Origin of the sequence: Paenibacillus sp. NPDC101420, assembly GCF_050277435.1 — a bacterium.
Lineage (GTDB): Bacteria > Bacillota > Bacilli > Paenibacillales > Paenibacillaceae > Paenibacillus_AQ.
This window is the reverse complement of sequence record NZ_JBNNSE010000001.1, coordinates 841109-866239: the sequence shown is the minus strand read 5'-3', so window position 1 is coordinate 866239 and position 25131 is coordinate 841109. Positions and strand designations below refer to the sequence as shown.

General features: G+C 45.8%; 16 protein-coding genes. 13 read left to right on the top strand and 3 right to left on the bottom strand.

Going from position 1 to position 25131, the window contains the following annotated elements:
- Positions 1-120: 120 nt before the first annotated feature.
- From ACQKMP_RS03985 to ACQKMP_RS03965, 5 genes are all read left to right on the top strand, one after another.
- Complete coding sequence (locus tag ACQKMP_RS03985; protein ID WP_340968776.1) at positions 121-741, top strand: DapH/DapD/GlmU-related protein; 621 nt, start codon at positions 121-123, stop codon at positions 739-741.
- Positions 738-2090 (top strand): MATE family efflux transporter, encoded by a 1353-nt coding sequence (locus ACQKMP_RS03980; RefSeq protein WP_427468860.1) that lies wholly within the window; start codon positions 738-740, stop codon positions 2088-2090. Before ACQKMP_RS03985 ends, ACQKMP_RS03980 begins: the two co-directional genes overlap by 4 nt.
- A 28-nt stretch (positions 2091-2118) precedes the next feature.
- Entirely contained in the window at positions 2119-2502 is a 384-nt protein-coding gene (locus tag ACQKMP_RS03975; protein WP_427468859.1) for a VOC family protein, read from the top strand.
- 12 nt (positions 2503-2514) lie between these two features.
- On the top strand, positions 2515-3162 hold the full coding sequence (locus ACQKMP_RS03970) for a sugar O-acetyltransferase (protein WP_340968782.1): 648 nt from the start codon (positions 2515-2517) through the stop codon (positions 3160-3162).
- A 227-nt stretch (positions 3163-3389) separates the two neighbouring features.
- Positions 3390-3872: a DinB family protein gene (locus ACQKMP_RS03965; RefSeq protein ID WP_042186968.1), complete on the top strand. Its 483-nt coding sequence runs from the start codon at positions 3390-3392 to the stop codon at positions 3870-3872.
- Positions 3873-4036: 164 nt separating this feature from the next.
- Here the strand turns inward: ACQKMP_RS03965 and ACQKMP_RS03960 are convergent, their stop codons facing one another.
- On the bottom strand, positions 4037-5647 hold the full coding sequence (locus tag ACQKMP_RS03960; protein ID WP_149644010.1) for a response regulator: 1611 nt from the start codon (positions 5645-5647) through the stop codon (positions 4037-4039).
- A gap of 30 nt (positions 5648-5677) precedes the next feature.
- Positions 5678-7456, bottom strand: a complete 1779-nt coding sequence (locus ACQKMP_RS03955; RefSeq protein WP_427468858.1) for a sensor histidine kinase — start codon at positions 7454-7456, stop codon at positions 5678-5680.
- A 351-nt stretch (positions 7457-7807) separates the two neighbouring features.
- Here ACQKMP_RS03955 and ACQKMP_RS03950 point away from each other — a divergent pair, with 351 nt between their 5' ends.
- The 4 genes from ACQKMP_RS03950 to ACQKMP_RS03935 all read left to right on the top strand — a co-directional run bounded on the left by ACQKMP_RS03950 (position 7808) and on the right by ACQKMP_RS03935 (position 17836).
- A complete protein-coding gene (locus ACQKMP_RS03950) occupies positions 7808-9151 on the top strand; it encodes an ABC transporter substrate-binding protein (RefSeq protein ID WP_427468857.1) in 1344 nt (447 codons plus the stop codon).
- 72 nt (positions 9152-9223) lie between these two features.
- Positions 9224-10162, top strand: coding sequence for a carbohydrate ABC transporter permease (locus ACQKMP_RS03945; protein WP_042186976.1), 939 nt, complete (start codon positions 9224-9226; stop codon positions 10160-10162).
- A gap of 15 nt (positions 10163-10177) precedes the next feature.
- Positions 10178-11017: a carbohydrate ABC transporter permease gene (locus ACQKMP_RS03940; protein WP_081392974.1), complete on the top strand. Its 840-nt coding sequence runs from the start codon at positions 10178-10180 to the stop codon at positions 11015-11017.
- A 156-nt stretch (positions 11018-11173) separates the two neighbouring features.
- Positions 11174-17836, top strand: a complete 6663-nt coding sequence (locus tag ACQKMP_RS03935) for an S-layer homology domain-containing protein (RefSeq protein WP_427468856.1) — start codon at positions 11174-11176, stop codon at positions 17834-17836.
- 104 nt (positions 17837-17940) lie between these two features.
- Here the strand turns inward: ACQKMP_RS03935 and ACQKMP_RS03930 are convergent, their stop codons facing one another.
- Positions 17941-18777 (bottom strand): helix-turn-helix domain-containing protein, encoded by an 837-nt coding sequence (locus tag ACQKMP_RS03930; RefSeq protein ID WP_052404241.1) that lies wholly within the window; start codon positions 18775-18777, stop codon positions 17941-17943.
- 189 nt (positions 18778-18966) lie between these two features.
- On the opposite strand from ACQKMP_RS03930, the gene ACQKMP_RS03925 reads away from it, so the two are divergent.
- The 4 genes from ACQKMP_RS03925 to ACQKMP_RS03910 are packed head-to-tail and all read left to right on the top strand — an operon-like array spanning position 18967 to position 25039.
- Positions 18967-20112 (top strand): DUF2264 domain-containing protein, encoded by a 1146-nt coding sequence (locus ACQKMP_RS03925; RefSeq protein ID WP_427468855.1) that lies wholly within the window; start codon positions 18967-18969, stop codon positions 20110-20112.
- Positions 20113-20150: 38 nt separating this feature from the next.
- A complete protein-coding gene (locus ACQKMP_RS03920) occupies positions 20151-21968 on the top strand; it encodes a hypothetical protein (RefSeq protein ID WP_427468854.1) in 1818 nt (605 codons plus the stop codon).
- Positions 21969-22013: 45 nt separating this feature from the next.
- Entirely contained in the window at positions 22014-23150 is a 1137-nt protein-coding gene (locus ACQKMP_RS03915) for a glycoside hydrolase family 88 protein (RefSeq protein WP_427468853.1), read from the top strand.
- Positions 23151-23161: 11 nt separating this feature from the next.
- The gene (locus ACQKMP_RS03910) at positions 23162-25039 is read left to right on the top strand and encodes a DUF2264 domain-containing protein (RefSeq protein ID WP_427469208.1); all 1878 of its coding nucleotides are present in this window, start codon (positions 23162-23164) and stop codon (positions 25037-25039) included.
- The last annotated feature ends 92 nt before the right edge of the window (positions 25040-25131 follow it).

The window sequence follows — 25131 nt, the reverse complement described above, 5'->3', positions numbered from 1 at the left end:
AATACGATTTTAATAGAATTATATTTGATTTCGGTGGATAGGACTACTAAGAAATTATACAATTTTGATATTGCTCGACAATAATACAAAATCCAAAAGATATTATAAGGAGCCAGAAATATGACGATGAGAGAACGTATTGCCTCCGGTAAACTATTTACTGATTACTGTGAAGGACTGCCTGAAGACAGACTACAGGCAAAAAGAAGAATGCATGCCTTTAATATAACAGCGCCAGATAATCTAGAAAAACGTACACAACTCATGCAAGAGATATTTGGTAAAGAAACAAAGGTGTGGATCGAGCCGCCCTTTTACTTTTGCTATGGTACGAACATTGAGATTGGAGATGGAACGTACATTAATTTTAATTGTAATTTTGTTGACGACACTAAAATTATTATCGGAAAAAATGTTATGTTCGGTCCATCTGTAACGATTGCTACAGTGGGACATCCAATCCATCCAGATTACAGAGGATATATGTATGCTGATCCGGTGAAAATTGAGAACAATTGTTGGATCGGGGCGAATGTTACAATTTGTCCAGGGGTCATTATTGGAGAAAATACCGTTATTGGTGCCGGCAGTGTTGTAACAAAAGATATTCCGGCTAACTCTATTGCTGTTGGTAATCCATGCAGGGTGATGCGCACCATTAATGAACACGACCAAAAATACTATTACAAAGACAAAGAGATCACTAAGGAAGATCTGGATGAAGAAGCACGTTTGAGATGAGAGATAAGCATTTCAATCGTCAATTGCTTAATTTGGTCATTCCGATTGCTTTACAAAACCTCATTTCATCGTTAGCCGTGACAATAGATATATTCATGTTAGGTTTTATAAACCAGTCTACAATGTCTGCTGTATCGTTGGCTGGGCAAATTACATTTGTTTTAACACTGTTTTACATGGGATTGGCAGCAGGTGTAGGGATTTTGACTGCACAGTATTGGGGAAAGAAAGATTTAATGACAATTGAACGAGTCTTTAGTATTGGATGTACGATGTCTATTATTATATCCGCTATCTTTTTTGGGATATCGCTGTTAATGCCGGATCAATTAATGAGGTTTTTCACAACTGACGTCGAGTTAATTCAATATGGATCGAGTTTCTTGCGAGTGATCTCGTTCTCCTATCTGATAAGCGGAATATCTCAAATGTACTTTAGTGTAATTAGAAGCATGGAAAATGCCCGTGTGAGTGCCTGGATCAGTTCTATGTGTCTTATATTGAACATTCTCTTGAATGTATTAAGTATTTTCATACTTTATCCGGGTAATTCAGAAAAGGCTGTAGTGGCAGTTGCTTTCTCTACAGTTTTGGCACGTATCGTTGAATTTGGTTGCTGTATCATCCACTCGATCAAATCAAATATAAAGTTTAGGTTACCTTTACGTGACATGGTTCAGCGTAATTTGATTAAGGATTTTTTGAGGTATACACTACCCGTCCAAGGAAATTATATTGTTTGGGGATGCGCATTAACTGTGACATCTGCAATTATTGGACATGTCAATGCAGATATGGTCGCTGCAAATTCAGTTGCCTCGGTCGTTAAGAATCTGGTCATTGTATTATGTGGAGGTATTGCAAGTGGTGGCTCCGTACTTGTTGGTAAATATCTAGGCAATGGCGAAATTGAAATGGCTAAAAGAGCTGGGAAAATATTAAATGTATATGCTATTTTGTTTGGCATTGTTGCAGGTATTACTTTGCTATTACTGAAGCCTATAGTGTTTCTACTTGTTAATTTGGATGATCAAGCACAAATATATTTGAGTGGAATGCTTCTTGTCTGTGCTTATTGTTGTATTCCGAAATCGATAAACTCCACGACGATTGGAGGAATATTTGTTGCTGGAGGAGATTCTAGATTTGGCTTTTGGTGTGACACGATTGTAATGTGGGGCATCATATTACCATTAGGATACATGAGTGCGTTTGTGTGGCATCTCTCCCCTCTAACGATATTTATTATCATCAATTTAGACGAGGTTATTAAAGCCCCGATTGCCTTAATACGTTATTTTAAATTTAAATGGCTTAACGATATTACGAGGAATTATGTTCAAAACTAATACATGTAGGGACGGAAAGGAGATTTTTATGAAAATTGAACATATTGCTATGTATGTACAAGATTTAGAAAGCTGCAGACAATTTTATAGTCAATTCTTTAATGCGAAGTCAAATCGACAATACCATAATCCCAAAACGGGATTAAGAACCTATTTTCTCACGTTTGAGGGCGGCGCGAGATTGGAGATTATGAGCAGACCGGATATGGTAGAAGGAGTTCATGATCTCTTGCGGACGGGCTTAACTCATTTAGCTTTCAGCTTAGGCAGTAAGGAACAAGTCGATCTGCTAACCAAGCATTTGGCAGAAGCGGGATTTAGAACGTTAAGTGGACCACGGACCACAGGTGACGGATATTATGAAAGCAGTATTTTAGGGCCAGAAAATATTCAAATTGAACTTACTGTCTAAAAACTAAAAGAGGTGAACAATTTGACAGAAGAAGAACGAATATTCAAAGGGATATTATACAATCCAGGTAACATAGAACTAAAGCGTAAAAAGCTTCTCGCCCACAATTTGAGTAGTCAATATAGCCGAACATTTGAGGATCAGACAGAGGAGCGGGAAGCGATATTGTCACAGTTACTTGATAGCATAGGGGAGCATTCTTTTATCCAGGGTCCCATTTTTTTTCATTATGGTGTTCATACAAAAATTGGTGATCATTTTTTTGGAAACTATAACCTTACAGTCCAGGATGATGCACAGGTTACGATAGGTGATCATGTGAGTTTTGGACCTAATGTAACCATCGTTACGCCTATTCACCCATTCGTTGCCTCCGAGCGTAGGCAAATGCTTGATCAAAATGGTGATGCTGCGTCTTTATGCTATGCAAAGCCTGTTAGCATTGGTAACGATGTTTGGCTCTCAGCAAATGTAACTGTATGTGGAGGTGTTACGATTGGTGATCGATGCGTAATAGGTGCAGGTAGTGTCGTGACTCAGGACATCCCAGAAAATTCTTTTGCTGCAGGTGTACCGTGTAAGGTGATCCGTAAAATAACCAATCAGGATAGCATGCGCCATAAACCGGAAATACTTTCAGATTGCGATTTAATCGAGTAGAAATGTAACCTCCCAAACCATAGACCAGATTTTAGATGAAATAGAGACCATTAAGAGGGCGTTATATTATGCCAAAATCAGTAATACTCCGAAAGTCCCCTTTTTCTCAAGTTAAGTGAAAAATATGTTGGTCCTTTAGATTATTTGTAACAGACCCTGTGACAGGTTATAATTTAATTGGTATGACTAAGTAATCGTTATTTAACGACCAATAAAGGGGATTTCAAATGTACAGAACAGTTCAAGATTTTCTAGGAGAATGGGCAAGCGCTTCTGCAGGGACAATTCGCGTTCTTGAATCACTTACCGATGATAAATTAGATCAGGTAATTGTTGAAGGTCACAACTCATTGGGATGGTTAGGTTGGCACTTGGCAACCTGTCCGATGTTTTTTGGTGGTCAGGTAGGGTTAACACTTACTCCAGTAGGCAATCCGAAGGAAGTTCCGGCTCATGCGGCTGTGATTGTTGAAGCTTATAAGAATATCGCGGCTAATATTGCTTCTGAGGTTGAGAAATTAACGGACGAGCAAATGGTTGAGAGTGTACAGACCTTTGCTGGTTTAATGCCTCGTGGTGCAATGCTTAGATCGCTTATAGATCACCAGACACATCATCGTGGTCAAATGACTGTCCTCTTACGTCAAGCAGGTCTTCGTGTACCTGGCGTAATTGGTCCTACTAGAGAAGAACAAGCTCAAATGAAATAGTTACTGGTGCTTGTCCCTAGTGAAAGCTTGCCGAATAGGGGCACTCCGAAAAAATCTCGTTTCCTAGACATTTGTCTTGGAAACGAGATTTTTTGTTGTCGGACGGAGTGTCACTATTATTGCTAAAGAATGCTGTTTCTTTTTGGAGGGGCTGGCGATCACTATCAGCCTGCTTCAATTTGTTGCATATATTCTCTGGGTGAAATCCCCGTCACTTTCTTGAAGACCTTACTGAAATAGAAGGCACTTTCATAACCGAGTTTTTGGGAAATTTCGTAAATACGACCTTCACCGCGCATCATCATTTCCTTGGCCACAGTGATTTTAGTCTCCGTGATATATTCTACATAATTGACCTTAGCGACTTTGGAGAACAGATGGCTTAAATAGTTTGGACTGAAATTGAAGACATCTGCTACTTGATTCAGTGAAAGCTTAGTGCCGAGATTTCTTTTGATATATTCCTGGACATTTTTGACGATTTGTTCTTTATAGCTTTGTCTTCGAGTAGAGAGAATTTCCGAGCAGCCATCACGGAACTGAATCAACCAGCCGGCGATCTCTTCAATCGTATGCATCTGATAGATGGCCCGGTATCCTTCCGGTTCATTTTCGAAGATATGCTCTACAATGTTTTCTCCATCCGCAAGAAGCGAAGTGGCCATATACAGAATATTGCAGGCAGCATCGGTGGCGGGCACCAGTAAGTCAGGTCGGTCTTCGAAGATTTCAATCATTTTGGAGATGATGGTGTATAAAGCAAGGGTATCTAGTTCTTCAAAAGCACGGCGGATCTCCGAACGAGATTCAGAGAAATCAAACAACGGATGTTCCTGCTCTAGAGGTTCATTCTCATCGAAGAAAACAAAAGACCGTTCTTGCACGGCAACTGGCAATGCCTTTCGAGCTGCTAGGTAGCTCTCCCGCATTAAATAAGGGTCCTCGACGGCAAACCCTATGGCACCAATAATCGTTACATTGAAATAGTTATGTAATACGGATGCCATGTCGGTAAGTTGCTTCTCAATGTCAGACATCCAGTGACGGGGATCGACTTCGGGGACAGGTAGAGCAACGGCGAAATTACGTAAGTCAAGACTGGTGACATAACAGGGTTGTATAGAAGTAAGCGTATCCTTTGCCATTTGCACAGTGCTTGAGCATAAGGCAACCAGCTTATCTCCACGGGGAGGAACAGTGTCTGGACCCAGAATGCGGCAAGTACAGACTAGGTAGGCGGGCTCGGAAAACTCTAACGCCAAATCCTCTTTCTGCAGGAGATACTGGTTCTTATTCTCGAACAGGTTATTGAACAGACGAATGAAGAATTTATCACGCTGCGCCTGAAGGTTGCCACGGTGAACCAGCTTTGGGTAGCTTTCCATCGTCTGGTAACTCTCTAGAAAGGAAATAGCCTTTCGGATGGATTCGGCCAGTGCTTCCGGAGTGAGTTCCAGCTTTACTAGATAATCCGTGGCCTGCACCTCTATAGCTGCGCGTGCGTATTGAAATTCTTCATAACTAGTCAACATAATGAATAGCGGAAGTCGACCATATTTTTGGCGTATCGAAGCGGCAACCTCTAAACCGCTCTTAATTGGCATTTTGATATCGCTGATTACAATGTCCGGGCGGAGAGTGTCAATCATCTCTTCTTCTTGAGCACCGTTGTGCGCGATACCGACAATCTCTATATTATATTGCTCCCATTTCAGCATAGACTGCAAGCCGATACAGACAAGAGCTTCGTCGTCGGCAATTAATAATTTAATCAATTTGACCACATCCTTGCTAGATTTGCCATTCTACTCTTTTTGTATAAATGGTAGAAGGATTTTCATTAGAGTATACTGGCCCATTTCACTCTCAATCGAAAGACCGTAATTCTCCCCAAAGGCTAGCCGTAAACGCTCATTTACACTATGGAGTCCAACGTTCTCGAAAACTCCCCTAGTTCCATCCTCCGAATCACACAGAATGGTGGAGATTTGTTCTTCCTTCATGCCTACACCATTGTCTTCAATCGTGACCAGGATATCGGCAAAGCCGCTTTTTTTCACCGTGATGAGAATATCTCCTCTACCTTTGGGCTCGATGCCATGGAAGATAGCATTCTCAACCAGAGGTTGTAACGTGAAACGGGGAATCAGGCCGGAGAGTAGTTCCTCATCTTCAATTTCCTTCACCATCGAGACTGTACTGCCATACCGGTATTTCTGAATCAGAAAATAGTCATCGAGCAGGCTTAACTCATCATTCAGTGGCATTAGTCTCCGGTTGTCTTTGGCGATGCTTCGCAGCAGTCTGGAGAGTGAAGTAGTCATTTCTGCAATGCCGGTAGCATTCTGAATCGTAGCCATCCATTTGATCGAATTCAGTGTGTTGTACAAGAAGTGGGGATTGATCTGACTTTGCAGCATCCTGTACTCTAGCTCCTGTTTCTGCTTCTCGTCAGCGAGCCGGCTATCCATGAGCGCAACAATGTCCTGTGATAGACGGTTGATACCTCGACCAACATCACCTAGTTCACTGTTCCATTCGATATTGCGGTCCAGCAAGAAGTTGCCCTGGGCAATCTTATCAATTCGCTTCTTTAATTTCTCTACCGGGAGACTGATGTTACGGGTTAAGTACAAAGTAATAATGCCGCTTAAGACGATGACTAGTAAACAAACGCCAAGCATTACCAGAATCCATATATTTGCTTTGGGAGCGAATTGATCATTGGATAAAGTCTGCGACAGAATCACTCCACTCCGCACGGGATAAGAGACCACGATTTGGCTTTCTTCATCCTCCAGCTTGATCATGGACAGCTCGGTTTGTGGACCGACAGGCTTATCATCGGTATAGGCTACAGGTTCATACGGCGTAGTCATTGCAGTCACTTTATCGCCAATGAGCTGATAATGATGATTGCCGAGCGTCAACAGCATTCGGGAGTTCTTAGGCAGGGAATACCCCTTCAACTTGTCGGTAATTAAGGAAGTATTGGCGAGTAAGTAGACCGTTCCAATCCGGGCAGCCCCATCTCCATAAATAGGTAGAACAAAAGGAATTCCGTTTGTGGTGGAGAGCGGGTCCTTAATTACTTGTTCCCACTGCTCCACAGCATCTTTATTTAGTCCGGGAATTAGACCGATATTGTGCACAGTAAGTGGAATTGAAGTGCTGACGGAATTATCCACCTGCAGGAACTTTCCGTTGTTACCCGTAACAATCAAGCGGCGGACATAGCTATTGGAGCGATTGATCCGAAAGTCCTCCTGCATGGAGTTAAATACATTAACAGCATCCTTGGCGCTTGCCTTTGGAGATACAAAATAATCAGTGAGTAATGTATTGGTGGACGAGTTGGTGCTATTGGTCATCGCTAATGAGGAGAGATTAATCAAATCTTGTTCAATAATATGGGAAACTAGCTGCAGGTTGAACTCAGTCGCCTGGATGGTTGTTTTACGCTGATAATAGGTAATCAATTCATAGCTGAAAAAGGATAGCAGAGCGGCGATCAGTAGCGCAAAGATGGTCATGATCAGAATAATGCGGCTCTTAATGGTTGATTTTCTTACCGTATTGAACACTCCTCTACAAAATGCGGAAAAATATAAAGCGGTTTCAAAAATATCTTTCAATTAATGCATGTTCAAAGTTAATCTTCTATTTATAATATGCTTAACTAGTTTACCGATATCCATATTAACACCATAGCATATTCCTGTGATTCCATACAGTGGAAGGCAGAGGTGCTGAGAAATTTACATGTTTTAAATAGGATTTTACAGGTTTGAAGCAAGGAGGAAGAGAAGAACAAAGAAAAGTGAATGAACTGAGTTTGAAAATACATGCCATTCTAGATGGGAAAGTCTTAAACTTTGAAATAGATCGGATGAGCCGATCAGTGTAAACAATCAGAAGGAAAAGGGGATTTTTATATGAAATTGAAAAGATTCTATGGCATGACTTTTGCCACAATACTCTCCCTAAGTGCGCTAGCCGGATGTTCCGGTAATAACAACAACGAAGGCAGTGCTGCAACAGCTGCTCCAGAAACGGGCAATACTGCAAACGCTTCCGCTGAACCGAAACAGGACCCTGTGACCTTGAAATGGGCATTGTGGGATTGGGAAGCCACAGCATACTATCAGCCGTTGATCGATGCCTATAAAGCTGAGCATCCGAATGTAACGATCGAATATGTCGATCTTGGTTCCACCGACTATATGACAATGCTAAGTACACAGTTGTCCGGTGGTGCAGATCTGGATGTTCTTACGATTAAGGATATTCCTGGATACTCAAACCTTGTGAAACAAAATCACTTGGAGCCGCTCAAGGGATTCATGGGAGACAAAAACATTGATCCATCTGTCTATGGCGGTACTGTAGAACAGATCGAAGTGAACGATGAAGTGTATGCGCTTCCTTTCCGGAGTGATTTCTGGGTTGTCTACTATAATAAGGACTTGTTCGATAAAGCGGGAGTGGAGTATCCAAGTAATGATATGACATTCGACCAATATGATGAACTTGCTAGAAAAATGACCTACGGCAGCGGTTCTGAAAAAGTATACGGAGCCCATTATCATACTTGGCGGAGCGCGGTTCAATTGTTCGGTATTCTTGACGGTAAGAACAACGTTGTCGGTGGAAACTACGATTTCCTGAAGCCAACCTATGAACGGATCTTGAAAGAACAGGAAGATGGTATCGTTATGGATTACGCCACACTAAAGACTTCAAGCACGCATTATTCCGGTGTGTTCTACAACAATTCCGTTGCGATGATGAACATGGGCAGCTGGTTTATAGCGACTCAAATTGAAAAGGTGAAGAGCGGCGAGTCTCAATCAACCAACTGGGGAATTGTGAAATACCCTCACCCGGATGGTGTGGAAGCCGGTACAACACTGGGTACAATTACTTCCCTGGCTGTAAATCAGAAATCCAAAAATAAAGAAGCGGCACTTGATTTCATGAACTTTGTGACTGGTGAAGAAGGTGCTAAGGTCATTGCTTCCACCGGAACCATTCCAGCGATTAAGAACGATGAAGTTATCAGTTCCATTACTTCCATTGACGGTTTCCCTACGGATGATAACAGCAAAGCGGCACTGACTACGGTTCAGACGTATTTGGAAATGCCAATGCATGAAAAGAGTGCGGACATTGAAGTAATCCTGAACGAAGCCCACGATAACATTATGACCAAAAACGCTTCGATCGACGAAGGCTTGAAGGATATGAATACGCGCGTACAGCAGCTCTTGAACAATTAACCTGAAGAGAGTTGGTGAATTCTAAGGGCGGGTGAAAGCCCGCCTTTTATAGAAAGGTTTGGAGGAGAAAGAATGCAGAACGAAACCATATTGGATACAAAAAAAATCCCTAAACGTCATTTGTCAAAAGGTGTCCGGGAAAACCTGGTAGCGTACAGCTTCATTGCGCCGAACTTTATCGGATTTGCCGTGTTTACACTAGTACCCATGTTTTTTGCCTTTATCCTAGCTTTTGTGAAATGGGATGGGGCCAATCCAATGAAATATATCGGATTGGACAATTTCACCCGGCTTATTAAAGATACAACTTTTCATAAAGCATTATGGAATACCATTGTTTACACTATTGGCGTAGTACCGTTCACCATGATTGTTGCGCTGGCGCTGGCGATTTTGCTTAATCAGAAGATCATGGCCCGCAATTTCATGAGAACCGTATTCTTTTTCCCATATGTGGCATCCTTGGTAGCCGTTGCTGCCGTATGGAACTTTATCTTCAGCCCTACGATGGGGCCGATCAACAATATTTTGCATACCCTTACCGGTATCCCACTAGAGGATCTTCCCCGATGGGCGGCGGATAAACACTGGGCGATGTTCACAGTAATACTGTTCACTGTGTGGAAAAACATGGGTTATTACATGGTCATTTACTTGGCAGGTCTACAGGGGATCAACCCTGAGTTGTATGAGGCTGCTGAACTTGATGGTGCTAACGCCTGGAGAAGATTCCGCAATGTGACGATCCCTCAACTGGCGCCTACATCCTTCTTTGTGCTGATGATTCTAGTCATCAATTCGTTCAAAGTCTACGATATTTTTATCAACCTATTTGCCGGCGCTGATAACCAGTTGAACGATTCTACAAGGGTTATGGTTTATCAAATCTACAATACGGCGTTCCGTTCGCTTGATTACGGATATGCCAGTGCCATGGCCATTGTATTGTTTCTGCTGGTACTTGGCATCACCATCGTCCAGTTCCGCGGCGAGAAGAAATACGGACAATAGGAGGATTCAAAAGATATGGTGGGTACAAATAAAGGAATTAGAATCGGCACGATGGTGCTAGTGTATATTTTGTTGTTTGCTACGGTGCTCTGTATGCTTGTTCCATATATATGGATGTTGTCTTCTTCGCTCAAGCTGAACAAGGATGTGTTCTCATTCCCGATGCAATGGATTCCGGCGAATCCGCGCTGGGGAAATTTCGTGGATATCTGGACCCGTATTCCACTGGACCGCTTCATTTATAACACGGCGAAATTATCAATTATCGTAACGATTTTGCAGCTATTGACTTCAAGTTTTGCTGCGTATGCATTCTCCAAACTGCAATTCAGAGGGAAAAATGTTTTATTCCTTGGATATATCGCTACGATCGCGATTCCTTGGCAGGCATATATGGTGCCGCAATTTATCTTGATGCGTTACATGGGACTTAACAATACCCATCTGGCAATCATTCTATTGCAGGCATTCTCGGCTTTCGGAGTATTTCTGATGCGCCAGTTCTATCAGGGAGTCCCAGATGAATTATGCGAGGCGGCCCGAATCGATGGCTTGAGCGAATATGGGATTTGGGCGAGAATTATGCTGCCACTATCCAAGCCGGCTTTGTCCACCTTGACGATTTTTACCTTTGTTGCCACTTGGAATGACTTCTTGGGGCCGATGATTTATTTGACGGATACGAAACTCAAGACTATACAAATTGGACTACGAATGTTCATTTCGCAATATTCCGCCGAGTACGGTCTGATAATGGCTGCAAGTGTGGTTTCCATTATTCCGGTTGTGATTGTTTTCTTGGCACTTCAGAAGTACTTCGTTCAAGGCGTCGCAGCATCTGGTATTAAAGGCTAGACAGGTTTGAACCTGGCAGTTGCAGTTTTCGCATGCTGCCAGTTTTTTTTAGCTTATTAATGAAATGAATGCGCTTTCTTTGTTTGCTGGGCGATAAAGTCAAATCAAGCATGAAACATGTCGAGAGACCATTTATAGCAAAAGGAGGATTAAAGAATGAGCAGAAAACACTTCGTTAGAAAAAAGCTATTCTCAATGATGATGACCACTGCGCTTGTAGTTGGAATGTTTCCGGCACTCCATATGCCGTCTGTATCTGCGGCTACAGTGGATACTATCTTCGCAGCCGCCTATATGGGGGCGAAGACATCTGCTGACACTACTTTGCCTGCTAGCATTGACATTGGAGGCCAGTCTGCGACTGTGAAATGGAATATAGGTGAAGATACCTTTGCTGTTCCTTATGACACAGTGACAGTCACGGGTACAGCGAATGGTGGGCCGGTTGTTGCCAATGTAGAAGTTATTCCACCTTCAAGGAATCCATTGGTTTACTTTGTGGATAGCGGCAGGGGGGGCGATTCCGTAGGTAATGGTCCTACTTCTTCGCCACTGTACGAAGCAGTCAAAACGCTGTCCGGTAGCACGTTGCTCAACCCGTCACCAGATCAGAAATATGTCACCGGAACGACTGCCTGGGGATTTGATGATTCCATAAACAAGGTGAAGAACTCCAAAGACGGAGGACTTACCGATCCTGCAACTGATCCATCCATATGGACAGTAGGACTTCGTGCCGACCCTACTAGCAATCATATTGTATATAAATTAATGGCTCCAGAAGCTGGAACCTATACACTCAGTAGTGGTTTCCATGATTGGTATGGCAGCCGCACTCGAGTAATACAGCCTCAGATCGAATATAAGGATACAAATGGGGCAGCAAAGACGATCTCGTTTGCACAATTCAATACTAATGTGACTCCGCTTATTTCCGGCGAATTCACTATTCCCGGTGATATCGACGCTAGTAGCCCTATGACATTGACCTATGCCTATGTTTCCGGTGAGAAACCAATCTTGAGCTGGTTCGCCGTTGCCAAAGGCGGGATTCAAAAAGAGATCGAAGATGCTCGGCAGAATGCAGCTTCCATGGTCAAGGTTCTACTCGACGGCAACGATATTAAAGCGGACAATGTCAACGGCCTAACGTTCAAGGGATTTGGCGTACTAAGTGCCAACAGCACCAGTGCCCTGTTGATGGATTATAAGGCTGAGCATCCGGAAGCTTACGCAGAAATGTTGCGGATTCTGTTCGGTGGAGAGCATCCCATTATGACGCATGTGAAAATCGAGATGGGCAATGACCGTAACAACTCTACCGGCCCGGACCCGGCTACTATGCGTACGGCCGATGAAGAAGCCAATGTCACTAGGCATCCCGGATTCCAGCTTGCGGCTGACGCCAAGGCTACGAATCCGGATCTCAAGGTCAGCATCCTTCGATGGAGTGCTCCGGCCTGGGCAAGCAACAATGATAAAATCTATACCTGGTATAAAGATACAATTCTTGCTGCTTACCGTGAGTATGGCTATATGGTCGACTACGTCAATCCTCATATCAACGAGCATACGCCTGATTTGACCTGGACCAAGCAGTACGCTGAGCGTGTTAAAACAGATAACGAAGGTTTTACAAGCCCAGAAGAGCAAGCGCTCTATAACCAGATCAAAGTTGTGATCTCTGATGAAGTAGGGATTGGTTCATTTGGCGGCAGTATGGTAAGCGACGCTTCTCTAAGGGATGCGGCTCCGATCGCCGGATATCACTATAACACTGACGACGACAGCGCAGGGAATTTCAAAAAGCTCGCGGAACAATATGATATTGAAGTATGGAACAGTGAGGCACAGTCCACCTTCAGTAACTCCGCCTTCCGTCCCAACAATAATGTGAAGGACCCTACAGTGGAAGGAACCGGCATCGGCGGTGTTGGCAGTCCACTGGAGATGAGCAATACGATTATTAAAGGATTCGTCAATTCCCGCCGGACGCACTTTATTTATCAGCCGGCAATCGGCTCCTTCTACGAAGGTGGACAATATTCGTTTAAGGAACTACTTAGCGCACGTGATCCGTGGTCGGGATGGATTCATTATGATGCAGCTCTTGTTGCTCTGCAGCATTACAGCTGGTTCGCCAATGTGGGCTGGGAGAACGAGGATAATACGGCAGGGATTTGGAGAGCAGTTCCTAAGGCTAGCTCCACGGGAGCAACAGGCACTAACCCTGTTAGCGGTCGCAACGGTTCTCCTAGCTATATGACGCTTGCTTCACCTGACAGAAGCGATTTTTCAACCGTTATCGTGAACGATAGTGAATATGCCAAAACCTATAAGCTTCAGACGGTAAATATGAACTTTGTGGGTAATCCCTCATTGGAAGTATGGGAGACTCGTGCGGCAGACGCGGGCGAAGCTTTCAACAGCAATTATATGAAATATCTCGGGGATGTCGCTGTTGATGGCAGTGGGGTTTATACCATTCATGTCAAACCATATTCGACATTGACTGTGACCACTCTGAAGAACAAGGACAATGAGGCGTATCAAACACCGTTACCTGTAGAAGGCGACCGCATCGTGCTTGATACCGACGCCACAGGGAGGATTCAAAATACAGCGGACAATATCCTGTACGCCGATGATTTTGACTACTCCAATCAATCCGTTGTGAAGATCGGGGCAGGTGGGCAGAATGCTGGCACCCAAAGCTATATTGAATCCCGCGGCGGTTCCAAAAGTGTGATACCAAGGTATACGCACGACCGCAACGGTGCATTTGAGGCGTATCTTCCGGACGGGTCTGACAACTATGTTCTGCGCCAACAGCTGGATACGGAAATTATGGGGCTGGGTGGTACTTGGAACGGTGGAGATCCCGTAACGGCAATCGGTGATAACCGGTGGACGAATTACAAGGCCAGTGTAGATGTTTCGTTCGAGACGAACAGTACGCAGGGCGGAGCTAACTATGCTGCGATTGGCGCACGGTATCAAGGAGGCGGCAGCTCTCACACTATAAACGGCACACCTTATGTACTGAAGTTCTGGTTTGACGGAGGTTGGCAGCTGCTGGTCAATAATAGCGCAGTAGCGAGTGGCAATGTAGTGAGCGGTTCCGGTGGAGTAAAGCTGGATGGATTTAACACCGCACATGATGCCTGGCATAACATTGCCATTCAGGTTGCAGGTGATAATGTGACTGCCTATTTGGACGATGTGAAACTGGCTTCTTATACTGATCCGAACCCTGAATTGTCTGGTCGGGTAGATTTAGCCAGTGGATATTATCATGTTCGTTTCGATAATCTGAAGGTCGAGACGATTGACGGCTATACGCCATACTATTCCGAATTACTGGATAATCTTGAAATGTATGATCTGGCTGCTACACCAAACCCTAAATTAAAATACGGCGGTTTGTGGAGTCATCAAAACGGGGCTGGTATGTATATTTATCAACGTTCCCTATCTACCAGTCAAGGTGCAGCTGCTACGATGGAATATTCTTTTGAAGGCACCGGGTTAGATATTCTGGGACCGAATAATGGATCGGCTAAGTTAGAAGTGACTGTTGATGATGAAATTGTCACACTGTCAGCCGATACGATGGCCTCTAAAGAACTCTACCAAACGTACACGCTTCGCGGACTTAAATATGGACAGCATAACGTTCAGATAAAGGTATTAAGCGGTACTTTGGTAGTGGACGCGGTAGCGGTTGTTTCCGGTGAAGTAAAGGGTGCTGTGGATACAGCTGCTCTTCAATCAGCGGTAATAGCAGCGAAAGAAGTTACCAAACTGGATGAATATTCGGATAGAGACTGGCAGCTTTTTGCAGCTGCACAGAACACCGCCCAAGAAGCACTAGACAATGCTGCTGATTTCAGACTGGATCAGGAAGGAGCTGTGCAACTCGCGGTACGTCTGATCTCTGTCCAGAACCAATTGACAACAGGGGATATACGGGAGCTTGCTGCTCCTCAGGATATTGCCACTTATGTCGGGAAATTGCCGAATCTTCCAGATAAGTTGGAGGCTATCCGAGAAGATGGATCCAAATTGCAGGTGTCTGTGAAGTGGAATTTAGACGCGGTCAGCTTCAATACTCCCTTTGAAAGAGTAGCTGTAACCGGCACTTATGGCAATCTAAAAACCACTGCTAATGTGGAAGTAGTGCCAGAAGGTCTCGTGTACTTTTTGGATGTCGGTGTTTCGGCGGATGTCGTCACACCACCCTATACGGTGATCAAGAATTTCGTGGGCGACAGCCTTCTGAATAGCACCGCGGATCAACTATCAACAGGCGCTGTGTGGGGTCATATCAATACAGGGGCAAATTATAATCTCAAAGGGCTTGGCGGTGCCGTGGTTATCACGGATAAAACTCAGACAGGTGTCTACAGCTCGAATACAAAGAATACACCTCTGATCTACACCCTCCCTCTGAGCGCAGGAAAGTACACGATTACATCGTTCCATCGGGACTGGTGGAATATGAGCAACCGCACGATGGATATCACGCTTAGCTACACTAATGCTGAAGGGAAGACAGTGAACGAAACGGTCAAGACCGGTGTACTCGCAGGTCCTAATGGCGTCACGATCACTCATAACTTTACGCTGCCGGTGAGCGGCGTCGTGAAATATTCGATAAACAATACGAATAGTCAGGCATCTGTGATCAGTTACTTAGCAGTGGCGAAGGACAGGGTCAGCATTGTCAATGAGCAGGCTGTAAACGAGGCTAAAAGTATTATAGAAGGTGCTGCATATAGCGTGCAGAAGGAAACAGCTAACAGCGAAGATGGAGTCCGGACCTGGCTGCTCCAAACGATGAACGGTTTAATCGGGTTCAGTGATACGGGGGTTACGCTGGGTGATATCACCCTATCTTCATTCCAGGAAGCTACTGATGACACAGCCGGCAGCTTCAGCTTCACAGTATTACTGAACAAGGGCGAGGCGAAGGCAGAAGCTGCGGCTAGCGGAACAATTAAGCTACCGGAGCCAGATATGAAGCAGCCGGAGATTACCTTGATAGGTGAAGCCATAGTCAATCTGCAGATCGGTTCTGAATATACGGATGCCGGAGCCACTGCGTATGACGACCAAGACGGTGATATCACAGACCGCATCAATACAACGGTCAGCAGTGAAGTGTATGGTCTGACTGAGTTAGATACAGCGCAAGCGGATATCTACACCTTCCATTACAATGTCAGCGATGCCGCAGGCAACACGGCTGCGGAAGTCACCCGAAAAGTAATCGTATCGGAAGATCCAGATGTACTGAAGCCGGTCATTACACTGCTTGGTGAACCATCTGTTCAACTGGACAATGGCGCAAGCTATACAGATGCCGGAGCCACCGCAATGGATAACCGCGATGGCGATATTACAGAACGTATTGTGGCGACGATTACGAAGGATGGGAATCATACGGAGACGTTAGATACCTCATCAGCAGGCACTTACATTTATCATTATAATGTGAGCGATTCCGCGGGCAATACGGCTGTTGAAGTTATAAGAATAGTTACAGTGGGAGAAGCACAGCAACCGCCGACTTCAACACCAACGGTAGAACCAACACCGACAGTTGAACCCACAGCAAATCCTACACCAACACCTGTACCTGAAGTAACCTCAGGGCCGGTGTCGACCACAGCACCGACGGTATCGCCAACACCAACACCGCTGCCGCAGACCACGCGGATTCTTAACAGTGACGATTTCACGGCTCCGGTTGGAGGGGGAATAACAGTTCAGCTCACAGAAGCTACTGATTCCGTACTGCTTCCTGTGGGAGTGTCAAATATCATCGGAGTGAACACGCTGCGTCTCGTATGGAATACATTTGCTATCCAACTGACCCCAGAAGCGCTAAAGAGTATCCAGGAGAAAGCTGCAGGAGGTCAAGTGGATGGAGCACGAATCAAACTCTCGGCCGTGAAGGCATCCAGAGTTGCCGTGGAACAGCATATGAATAACCCAGCTGTCAACGGCTCGGTTCAGTTATCTGCTGTAAGTGATGTAATTAACTTCAGTTTGGAAGTTATTAGTACGAATGGCACTGCCGTACCGGTAACCCGTTTTGATAAGCCACTGACGCTTACCTTCATATTAGATTCAGATTCCAATCCTAATTTGCTGGGCATCTACAATATAGCCGGGAACGGAGCTCTTGAATTTATGGGCGGAACGCTAGCTGATGGAAAATGGAGTACGGAAATACAGCATTTCAGCCAGTTTGCAGTCCTGGAATATGACAAGACATTCTTGGATGTCAGTACGGATAGCTGGGCGAGGGATGTTATTAAGACAATGGCGGCTAAACATATTATCCAAGGTATTTCCGATACTGAGTTTAATCCGCAAGGGAAAGTGACAAGAGCACAATTCGCGACCATGATTGCAAGAGCGCTAGGCTTAGAGGCAGGAAGTCATTCAACGTTTATTGATGTGGACTCCAAAGCTTGGTATGCAGAGTACGTTGCAGCCGTAAACGAAGCGGGCATAGTGCTCGGACGTAGTTCGGATTCATTCGCACCGGACCGCAGCATTACCCGCGAGGAAATGGCCGTAATGATCGTTAGGGCTTATGAATATTTACAAGGCAGCAAGGTAAATGAAGTTTCAGCAGGCTCGTTCAGTGATTATTCCCTAATTCATGACTGGGCACAGAAATCAGCAAGTTTCGCTGAGCAGGCAGGGCTGATAAAAGGACGCGGCAATATGCAATTCGCACCGCAAGAGATGATGACCCGTGCCGAAAGTGCGCAAGTCATCGCCAATCTGCTGGGATATTTGTAAGCCGCACTTCCATGAACCTGGCAGCTGCATTTAGCGGGTGCCAGGTTTTTTTATAAGTTCAAAGAAGGGTTTATACAATTGCGAGGCGTCGATAAGTGGCAATGTCAGCTTTTTTTGCCGTATTTTCCAGGTGGAATGCCCGTGATGTTCTTGAAAGTACGTATGAAATTGGCATAGTCATTGAAGCCGGATAGATAACAGGTTTCGGATACGGAGTTTCCGGAGGATAGGAGCTGTTTGGATAAAGCGATTTTTTTAAGCAGGACGTACCGGTAGATCGTTCCTCCTGTCTGCTGCTTGAACAGGTGACTAAGATAATATTTATCGATGTTTAATTCACCAGCGATCTGCTCTAGCGACAGATTCAGATGCAGATGGTTATCGATATAGCGCATGGCCGATTGAATATGCGATGAAATAATACTGGGTATGGTGGAACTAGTACGGCTATATAGCTCATTAATGAGGACCAGAATCTGGATCAGATAAGTTAAAGCCAGAACCTCACTGCCGTATTGAGGATTCTCCAAAATTGCAATCAGGCGATAGGCAAGGGTCATGTACTCTGCAAGCAGTGTTTCATCCATTTGAGCGAGATTCTGCTCTCCGGGCTGACGGTTCTGGAAACAGGCGAGCAGATTTGTGGTTGCGGTGCAGAAGGGATATACAAGTGGAGCTTTGAAATGAATTGTTAATCGTTCGTAAGGCTCCGGAGATAGATTAATGATTTTATGAATCTCGTGATTGTTGAATAAGAGCACATTGCCACGTTGAAGCGGATAGCTGTACTGATCCACAAATCCGTTCACCGTGCCCCCTAAAAATAGGAAGATTTCAAAGTGATCATGAATATGAAAATCTTTGGTGGGTGAGATCGGTGAATTGCCGATGCCCGCCAGTATGTCGCCTTCGAACGGCTGATAATACTGGGCATGTTTCATCCGGATAACCCCTTTCAGATTAATAGCAACAAACGCAATAAATAATCATTAATCGCAAAGACATTGCAATAATACAACACTAAACTATAGAAGAAGATTACGCAATAAGCCAAGTATATAGCTGGTCTGAATATGAGTAGGACGGATCTGCATCTGCTGAATAGACGCAATTGAAAGGGTGGATGGTGTATGAATAGTACGAAACACCGCAAATATTGGTTGGATACGATGCTACAGATCGGGAACCCAGTACTTGACGCCTTGTCGCAAAGAAAATTAAAGGAACGGCTGCCCACCGAGTTTCATAGTGACAGGAGCAAGTTTGCGCATTTGGAGGCATTCGCCAGGCTGGCCTGTGGAATGGCCCCATGGCTAGAGCTTGAAGGGCTGGAGGGTGAAGAAGAAGAGCTCAGGGCTCGTTATGTCCTATTGATGCTGGAATGCATCGATGCCGCTGTTGATCCATCATCACCTGACTATATGGATTTTAAGTCCGAAGGCCAACCGTTGGTCGATGCGGCATTCCTCGCTCATGCGTTGGTGCGTGCACCGAAGCAGCTTGCCGGGCGGCTGAATGAGCGGGTCAAAGGTAATTTAATAACAGCTTTGAAGCGAACACGCCGGACTGCACCCAGCGGGAGCAATTGGCTGCTGTTTAGCGCAATGGTTGAAGCAGCTTTGTATATACTCGGCGATTCAGAATATGACCGGATGCGTGTTGGTTATGCGATCCACATGTTCATGGATTGGTATAAAGGCGATGGTATCTACGGGGATGGCAAGGACTTTCACTGGGATCATTACAATAGCTTTGTCATTCAGCCGATGCTTGTGGATGTGGTTACACTTTTTGAACGGGACTCGGAGCAATACTCCGCATTGAGGCCATTGATTCTGGAGCGGGCACAAAGATACTCAACTGTTCTGGAACGGATGATTGCGCCGGACGGAACGTATCCGTTTATCGGGCGCTCTATCGTTTACCGTTTTGGTGCGTTTCAGCTGCTATCACAAGCGGCGCTACAGCATTTTCTGGAGGATGCGCTATCACCCGCACAGGTACGCTGCGCCTTGACCGCTGTAATCACACGGACTATGGGATTTCCAGGGACGCTGGATGAGGACGGGTGGCTACGTCCGGGGGTGTATGGTTACCAGCCCGAGCTTGCGGAGAGCTATATCAATACGGGAAGTCTCTATTTATGCGCTTCAGTATTTCTTCCTCTGGGGTTACTTCCTTCAGATCCTTTCTGGGCAGGGACAGAACTGAAATGGACAGCACAAAGAATCGCAGCCGGAGAGGATGTTATGAGAGATCATGCCTTGAGTAGATAGGGGGATCTGATCTAATCGGTCAAAGGGAGGGGAAAAGCATGAACAGACAGGAGCTTTTCGGAATTGTCCAAGAAATGAAGCCAGCAAATCTGAGCTTGTATTATCCTGATGGAGAGTCGGATGCTTTTTGGAAACAAGCCTTATTATCCGAGGCATTAAAGGAAGATATCAGCGAAATCCGCGAGGAGGCTCAAAGATTAGACAGCCAGCCTATATCAGAGCTGACGGATACGCTATTTTCAATTTTTTCGCGCACGGGTTCGAGGTTAGAATATGAACGGGTCTATTTCGAACGGAGAAGAAGGCTGAATACATATGTATTTATGACCTTGCTTGAGCCGGATAATGTCAGACTTCTGGAGAACCTGGAAAATATCCTATGGTCTATATGCGAAGAGTACACATGGTGCCTGCCAGCCCATCTTCCTGCAGATCATAATACAGAGAACATTGATCAGTTTATTGATCTGTTCTCCTCGGAGACCGCTTTTACCCTTGCCGAAATTTCTCTATTACTGGGAGAACGACTTCCGCTGCTTCTTCGATCCCGAATCAGACATGAAGTAGAAAAGAGAATATTTCGACCTTTTATTGAATGTGGTCCTTATGAATGGGAGACTGCACGTCATAACTGGGCAGCAGTGTGCGCAGGGTCGATCGGGGCAGCCGCCTTATTGATATTGGATGATCCTGCTGTGCTGACGAATATCCTGCTGAAGACAGAGCGCAGCATGAGCTACTATCTGGAAGGCTTCGGGGATGATGGGGCCTGCCTGGAAGGTCTGAGTTACTGGAACTACGGATTTGGCTATTTCACGTATTACAGCGATCTTCTCCGGGTTAGAAGTGAGGGAAGAGTAGACTGGTTTGCAACGGACAAAGTGCGAAGTATCGCTCAGTTCCAACAGAAAATTTTCATCGGTGGCAATTTTGTCGCCAATTTCTCTGACTCAGAGCCTCGAATTCACATACATATGGGCTTGTCCCATTATTTAGCTGATACCTATCCAGAAGTAGAATGTCCTCCGCCTGTGCTTCGCACTCCTTACGCTAAGGATCACTGCAGCCGCTGGGCTCCGGCTTTTCGAAATCTCATCTGGAGAAGGACCGGCGATGAGAAACAGGATCAGGATTGGGGAGCTGCCAGTTATTATCTTCCTGATGCGGGATGGCTTGTCTCGCGTTATCAGTCCGGAGGAAGTTCGTTCGGTTTTGCGGCTAAGGGAGGACATAACGCTGAACCTCATAATCACAATGATCTGGGACAGTTCATTCTGTCAGGTGGAGGCGAAATCTATGCAGCTGATCTCGGCAGTGGAGAGTATACGGCTGAATATTTTGGGGCTGGCCGTTATCAATATGATTGTAACGGCTCGCAGGGACATTCGGTTCCGATCATCGGCGGCCAGTATCAACTGGCTGGCAGGAAGCATAGTGCTACAGTTCTGTACGCGTCGGCTGCGGTTGAAAAAGATGAACTGAAGCTGGAGCTGTCTCAGGCATACGAAGTGGAAGAGCTTCAATCCCTGATCCGCTCTATGGTTTGGTACAAGGGGCAGCATCCTCGCTTGGAGTTAATGGACGAGTACCAGTATAACGGTAAGTCAGTGAGCTGGACAGAGCGGTTCGTTACCTTGCGTCGTCCGAAAATGCTGCGTTCTGGTGTTGTGCTGCTGCCCGGAACTGGAGTAGGCGGAGTGGAACTGAATTATGATGTTCAGATCGTTGAGCCAGAGATTACTGCACGTGAGTACCGGGATCATTTTGGCAGGGATACGGTCTGGCATACGCTAGACTTTCATGCTCTTCAGCCCGGTTCTGAAGGGAAATTAGTATTCACCTTTCAATTTATATAAATCATGAAAGAAATAGTGAATCATTCTAAGAAGGCGGTGTTTGAAATGAATATAACGGAAAACCCTACTTGGCTGGATGAAGCTTGGAACAAGGCACTTGAAAAGACAAGATGTAACAGTGAAAAGATCGGTGCAGAATTTCCACACGCGAGTCAAGATGGTAAATACTTGCTTGAAGCGCCGAACTGGTGGACAGCAGGGTTCTGGCCGGGAATGCTCTGGCAGTTTTATTCTGAAAGTGGGGAAGAAAGCCTTAAAATGATCGCAGAGCGCTGCGAAGAGAGACTCGACGAGGTACTGGATGGCTACGTTAAGCTGGATCACGATTTAGGCTTCATGTGGATTCTTACCAGTGTGGCAAATTATAAGTTGACGGGTAGCGAAGAGTCGCAAATTCGGGCATTAAAGGCAGCCAACTACCTGGCAGCCCGCTTCAATCTGAAAGGGCATTATATTCGGGCTTGGAATCCATGGAGTGTAGGGGAGGACAACAGCGGAGTTGCTATTATCGACTGCTGCATGAACACCAGCCTGTTGTTCTGGGCTTCCGAGACAACGGGTGATCCCCGCTATCGTCATATCGCAGAGGCGCATATGGATACTGTGCTGGAGCATTTTATCCGATCAGACGGCTCCGTATACCACATCGTCAAATTCAACCCGGAGACGGGTGAAGTGGTGGAGAAGCTTGGTGGGCAAGGCTTTGCACCCGAATCGGCTTGGTCACGCGGCACGGCTTGGGCTATTTACGGCCTAGCGCTTGCCTATCATCATACGGGAAAGCGAAGCTACTTGGATGCAGCCAAGCAGGTAGCGCATTTCTTCTTGACCCGACTGCCGGATGATCACGTTCCACATTGGGATTTCCGCGCTCCCGGTGAAGTCGGCGAGATACGTGATAGCTCCGCTGGTTCCTGCGCAGCGAGTGGATTGCTGCTGCTAGCCGACCAGGTGGATGATTCGGAGTCCCATGTGTACCGGAACGGGGCTATAAGAATAGTGGAATCTCTCTACAGGAATTATGGCAGTTGGGACAATGCGGACGAGGAAGGGTTGCTGCTTCATGGTACAAGTAACTACCCTGAGAACCGGAATATAGATGTTCCGCTTATCTACGGTGATTTTTTCTATGTCGAAGCACTGGCTCGACTTAAAGCAGCAGGACCCTTCTATTGGGAATAGGGGGAATTATGATGAACAATGAGAAATCTTTTTTTCGTATTGGAGATAATCCGCTAAAGACCCGTGAGGATCTGGTGATCGCTCTTGAGCAGCTTACGAATCCACTTCGGCCGTTCTACAGCAAAGGTGGCTCACGACTTAAAATTGGCAAAACAGGGGCGAGCTATTCGGCAGCAACTGCTGAAATGGAAGGTTTCTCGCGGGTGTTGTGGGGTCTGGTACCCCTGCTCATTGGTGGTGGAGACAGCGAACTCTGGCACATCGTGCTGGATGGCATTCGGCATGGCACCGATCCTTCTCATGAAGAATATTGGGGAGAGGTGAAGGACTACGATCAGCGTTTGGTCGAAATGGCGGTCTTCGGCTTCGCATTGGCAGCCATTCCGGAACAGATTTGGTTGCCGCTTGCTCCGAATGAGCAGGATCAATTATACCGTTGGCTGAATCAAATAAACGCCCATCCTTGCTATGATTGCAATTGGCTGTTCTTTAACGTTCTAGTCAATATCGGATTCCGCAAAATCGGTCGTCCCTACGACGCAGGACAACTGGAGAGCAATTTAAAGCGCATGGATGATTTCTATTTGGGAGAGGGCTGGTACAGCGACGGGATTAATGGTCACAGCGATTATTACGTACCTTTTGCTATTCATTACTACGCACTGCTGTACGCAAAGCTGATGGAACAGGAAGACCCCGAACGTTCCCGTGTGTTCAAAGAACGGGCTCGATTGTTTGCTGTCGATTTCATCGGCTGGTTCGCACCCGACGGTTCCGCACTTCCTTATGGACGTAGCTTGACTTACCGCTTTGCCCAGTCGGCATTTTGGAGCGCCGTTGCCTACGCAGATGTTGAAGGATTTCCCGCAGGCGTGGTGAAAGGTCTAGTGCTGCGAAATCTGCGTTGGTGGTTCAGCCAGCCGATTGTTGACGCCGATGGCGTACTGACCATCGGATATACTTACCCGAATCTGGTCATGGCGGAGAATTACAATGCCCCCGGATCTCCGTATTGGGCGTTAAAGACTTTCTTGCCGCTGGCTCTAGGGGTGGATCATCCGTTCTGGAAGGAAGAGGAACTGCCGCTACCGTCCATTCCGGCTGTCATGGTTCAGAAGCCTGCACATCTTGTCATCGTCCGCGAGCACGCTTCCGGTCATGTAGCGGCCTTCAATAGCGGACATTTATACACGAATGAACATACCCACACCTCGGCCAAATACGAAAAATTCGTGTATTCAACAGGCTTCGGCTTCAGCGTGCCCCGCTCCGAATGGGGGCTCTCCCAAGGAGCGTTCGACGCTATGCTTGCGCTGAGCGAGCGCGGAGACAACTTATACCGGGTACGACGCCAGAATATAGAGTCTGAGATGATAGACAACGTCCTACGTTCCGTCTGGAAACCGTGGGCCAATGTCGAGGTTCAGACTTGGGTTGTCGCCGGACTTCCTTGGCATATTCGGATTCATCGAGTCGAAACTGGACGGTCGCTGGATACCGCAGAGGGTGGATTCGCACTTGGTCAAGAGAATGAAATGATATCGAAGATCGATGTGGCTGGTGCGATGGCCTCCACTGCTTGGGGAACCAGCGCAATCAAGGATTTGCTAGGTTGTCGGAAGGGTGAGTTGGTCTGGCCGAACGCCAATACGAACCTGCTTCACCCTCGAACGGTGCTGCCGATGCTGACGAGCACCCTTGAGCCGGGAATTCATTGGCACGCTTCGGCCGTCTATGGTTGTCCCTCAGAGGGGGCTTTGGATATTCAGGCTGATCAAGCTGATGAGGTCCTCAAGCATTCACCTGAGCAAGATTTGAAAGTTAAGTTCAGCGAGGGAACGTTAACCATTGTCACTCATTTTGGGAGAGAAATCGTTCTTAATATATAATGAGTTTGTTGAATATTTCTCACACTAATTGAAAAGTCACAATAATAGCCCTGATGCAGAACTACTGCACTAGGGCTATTGTTTTTATGTGG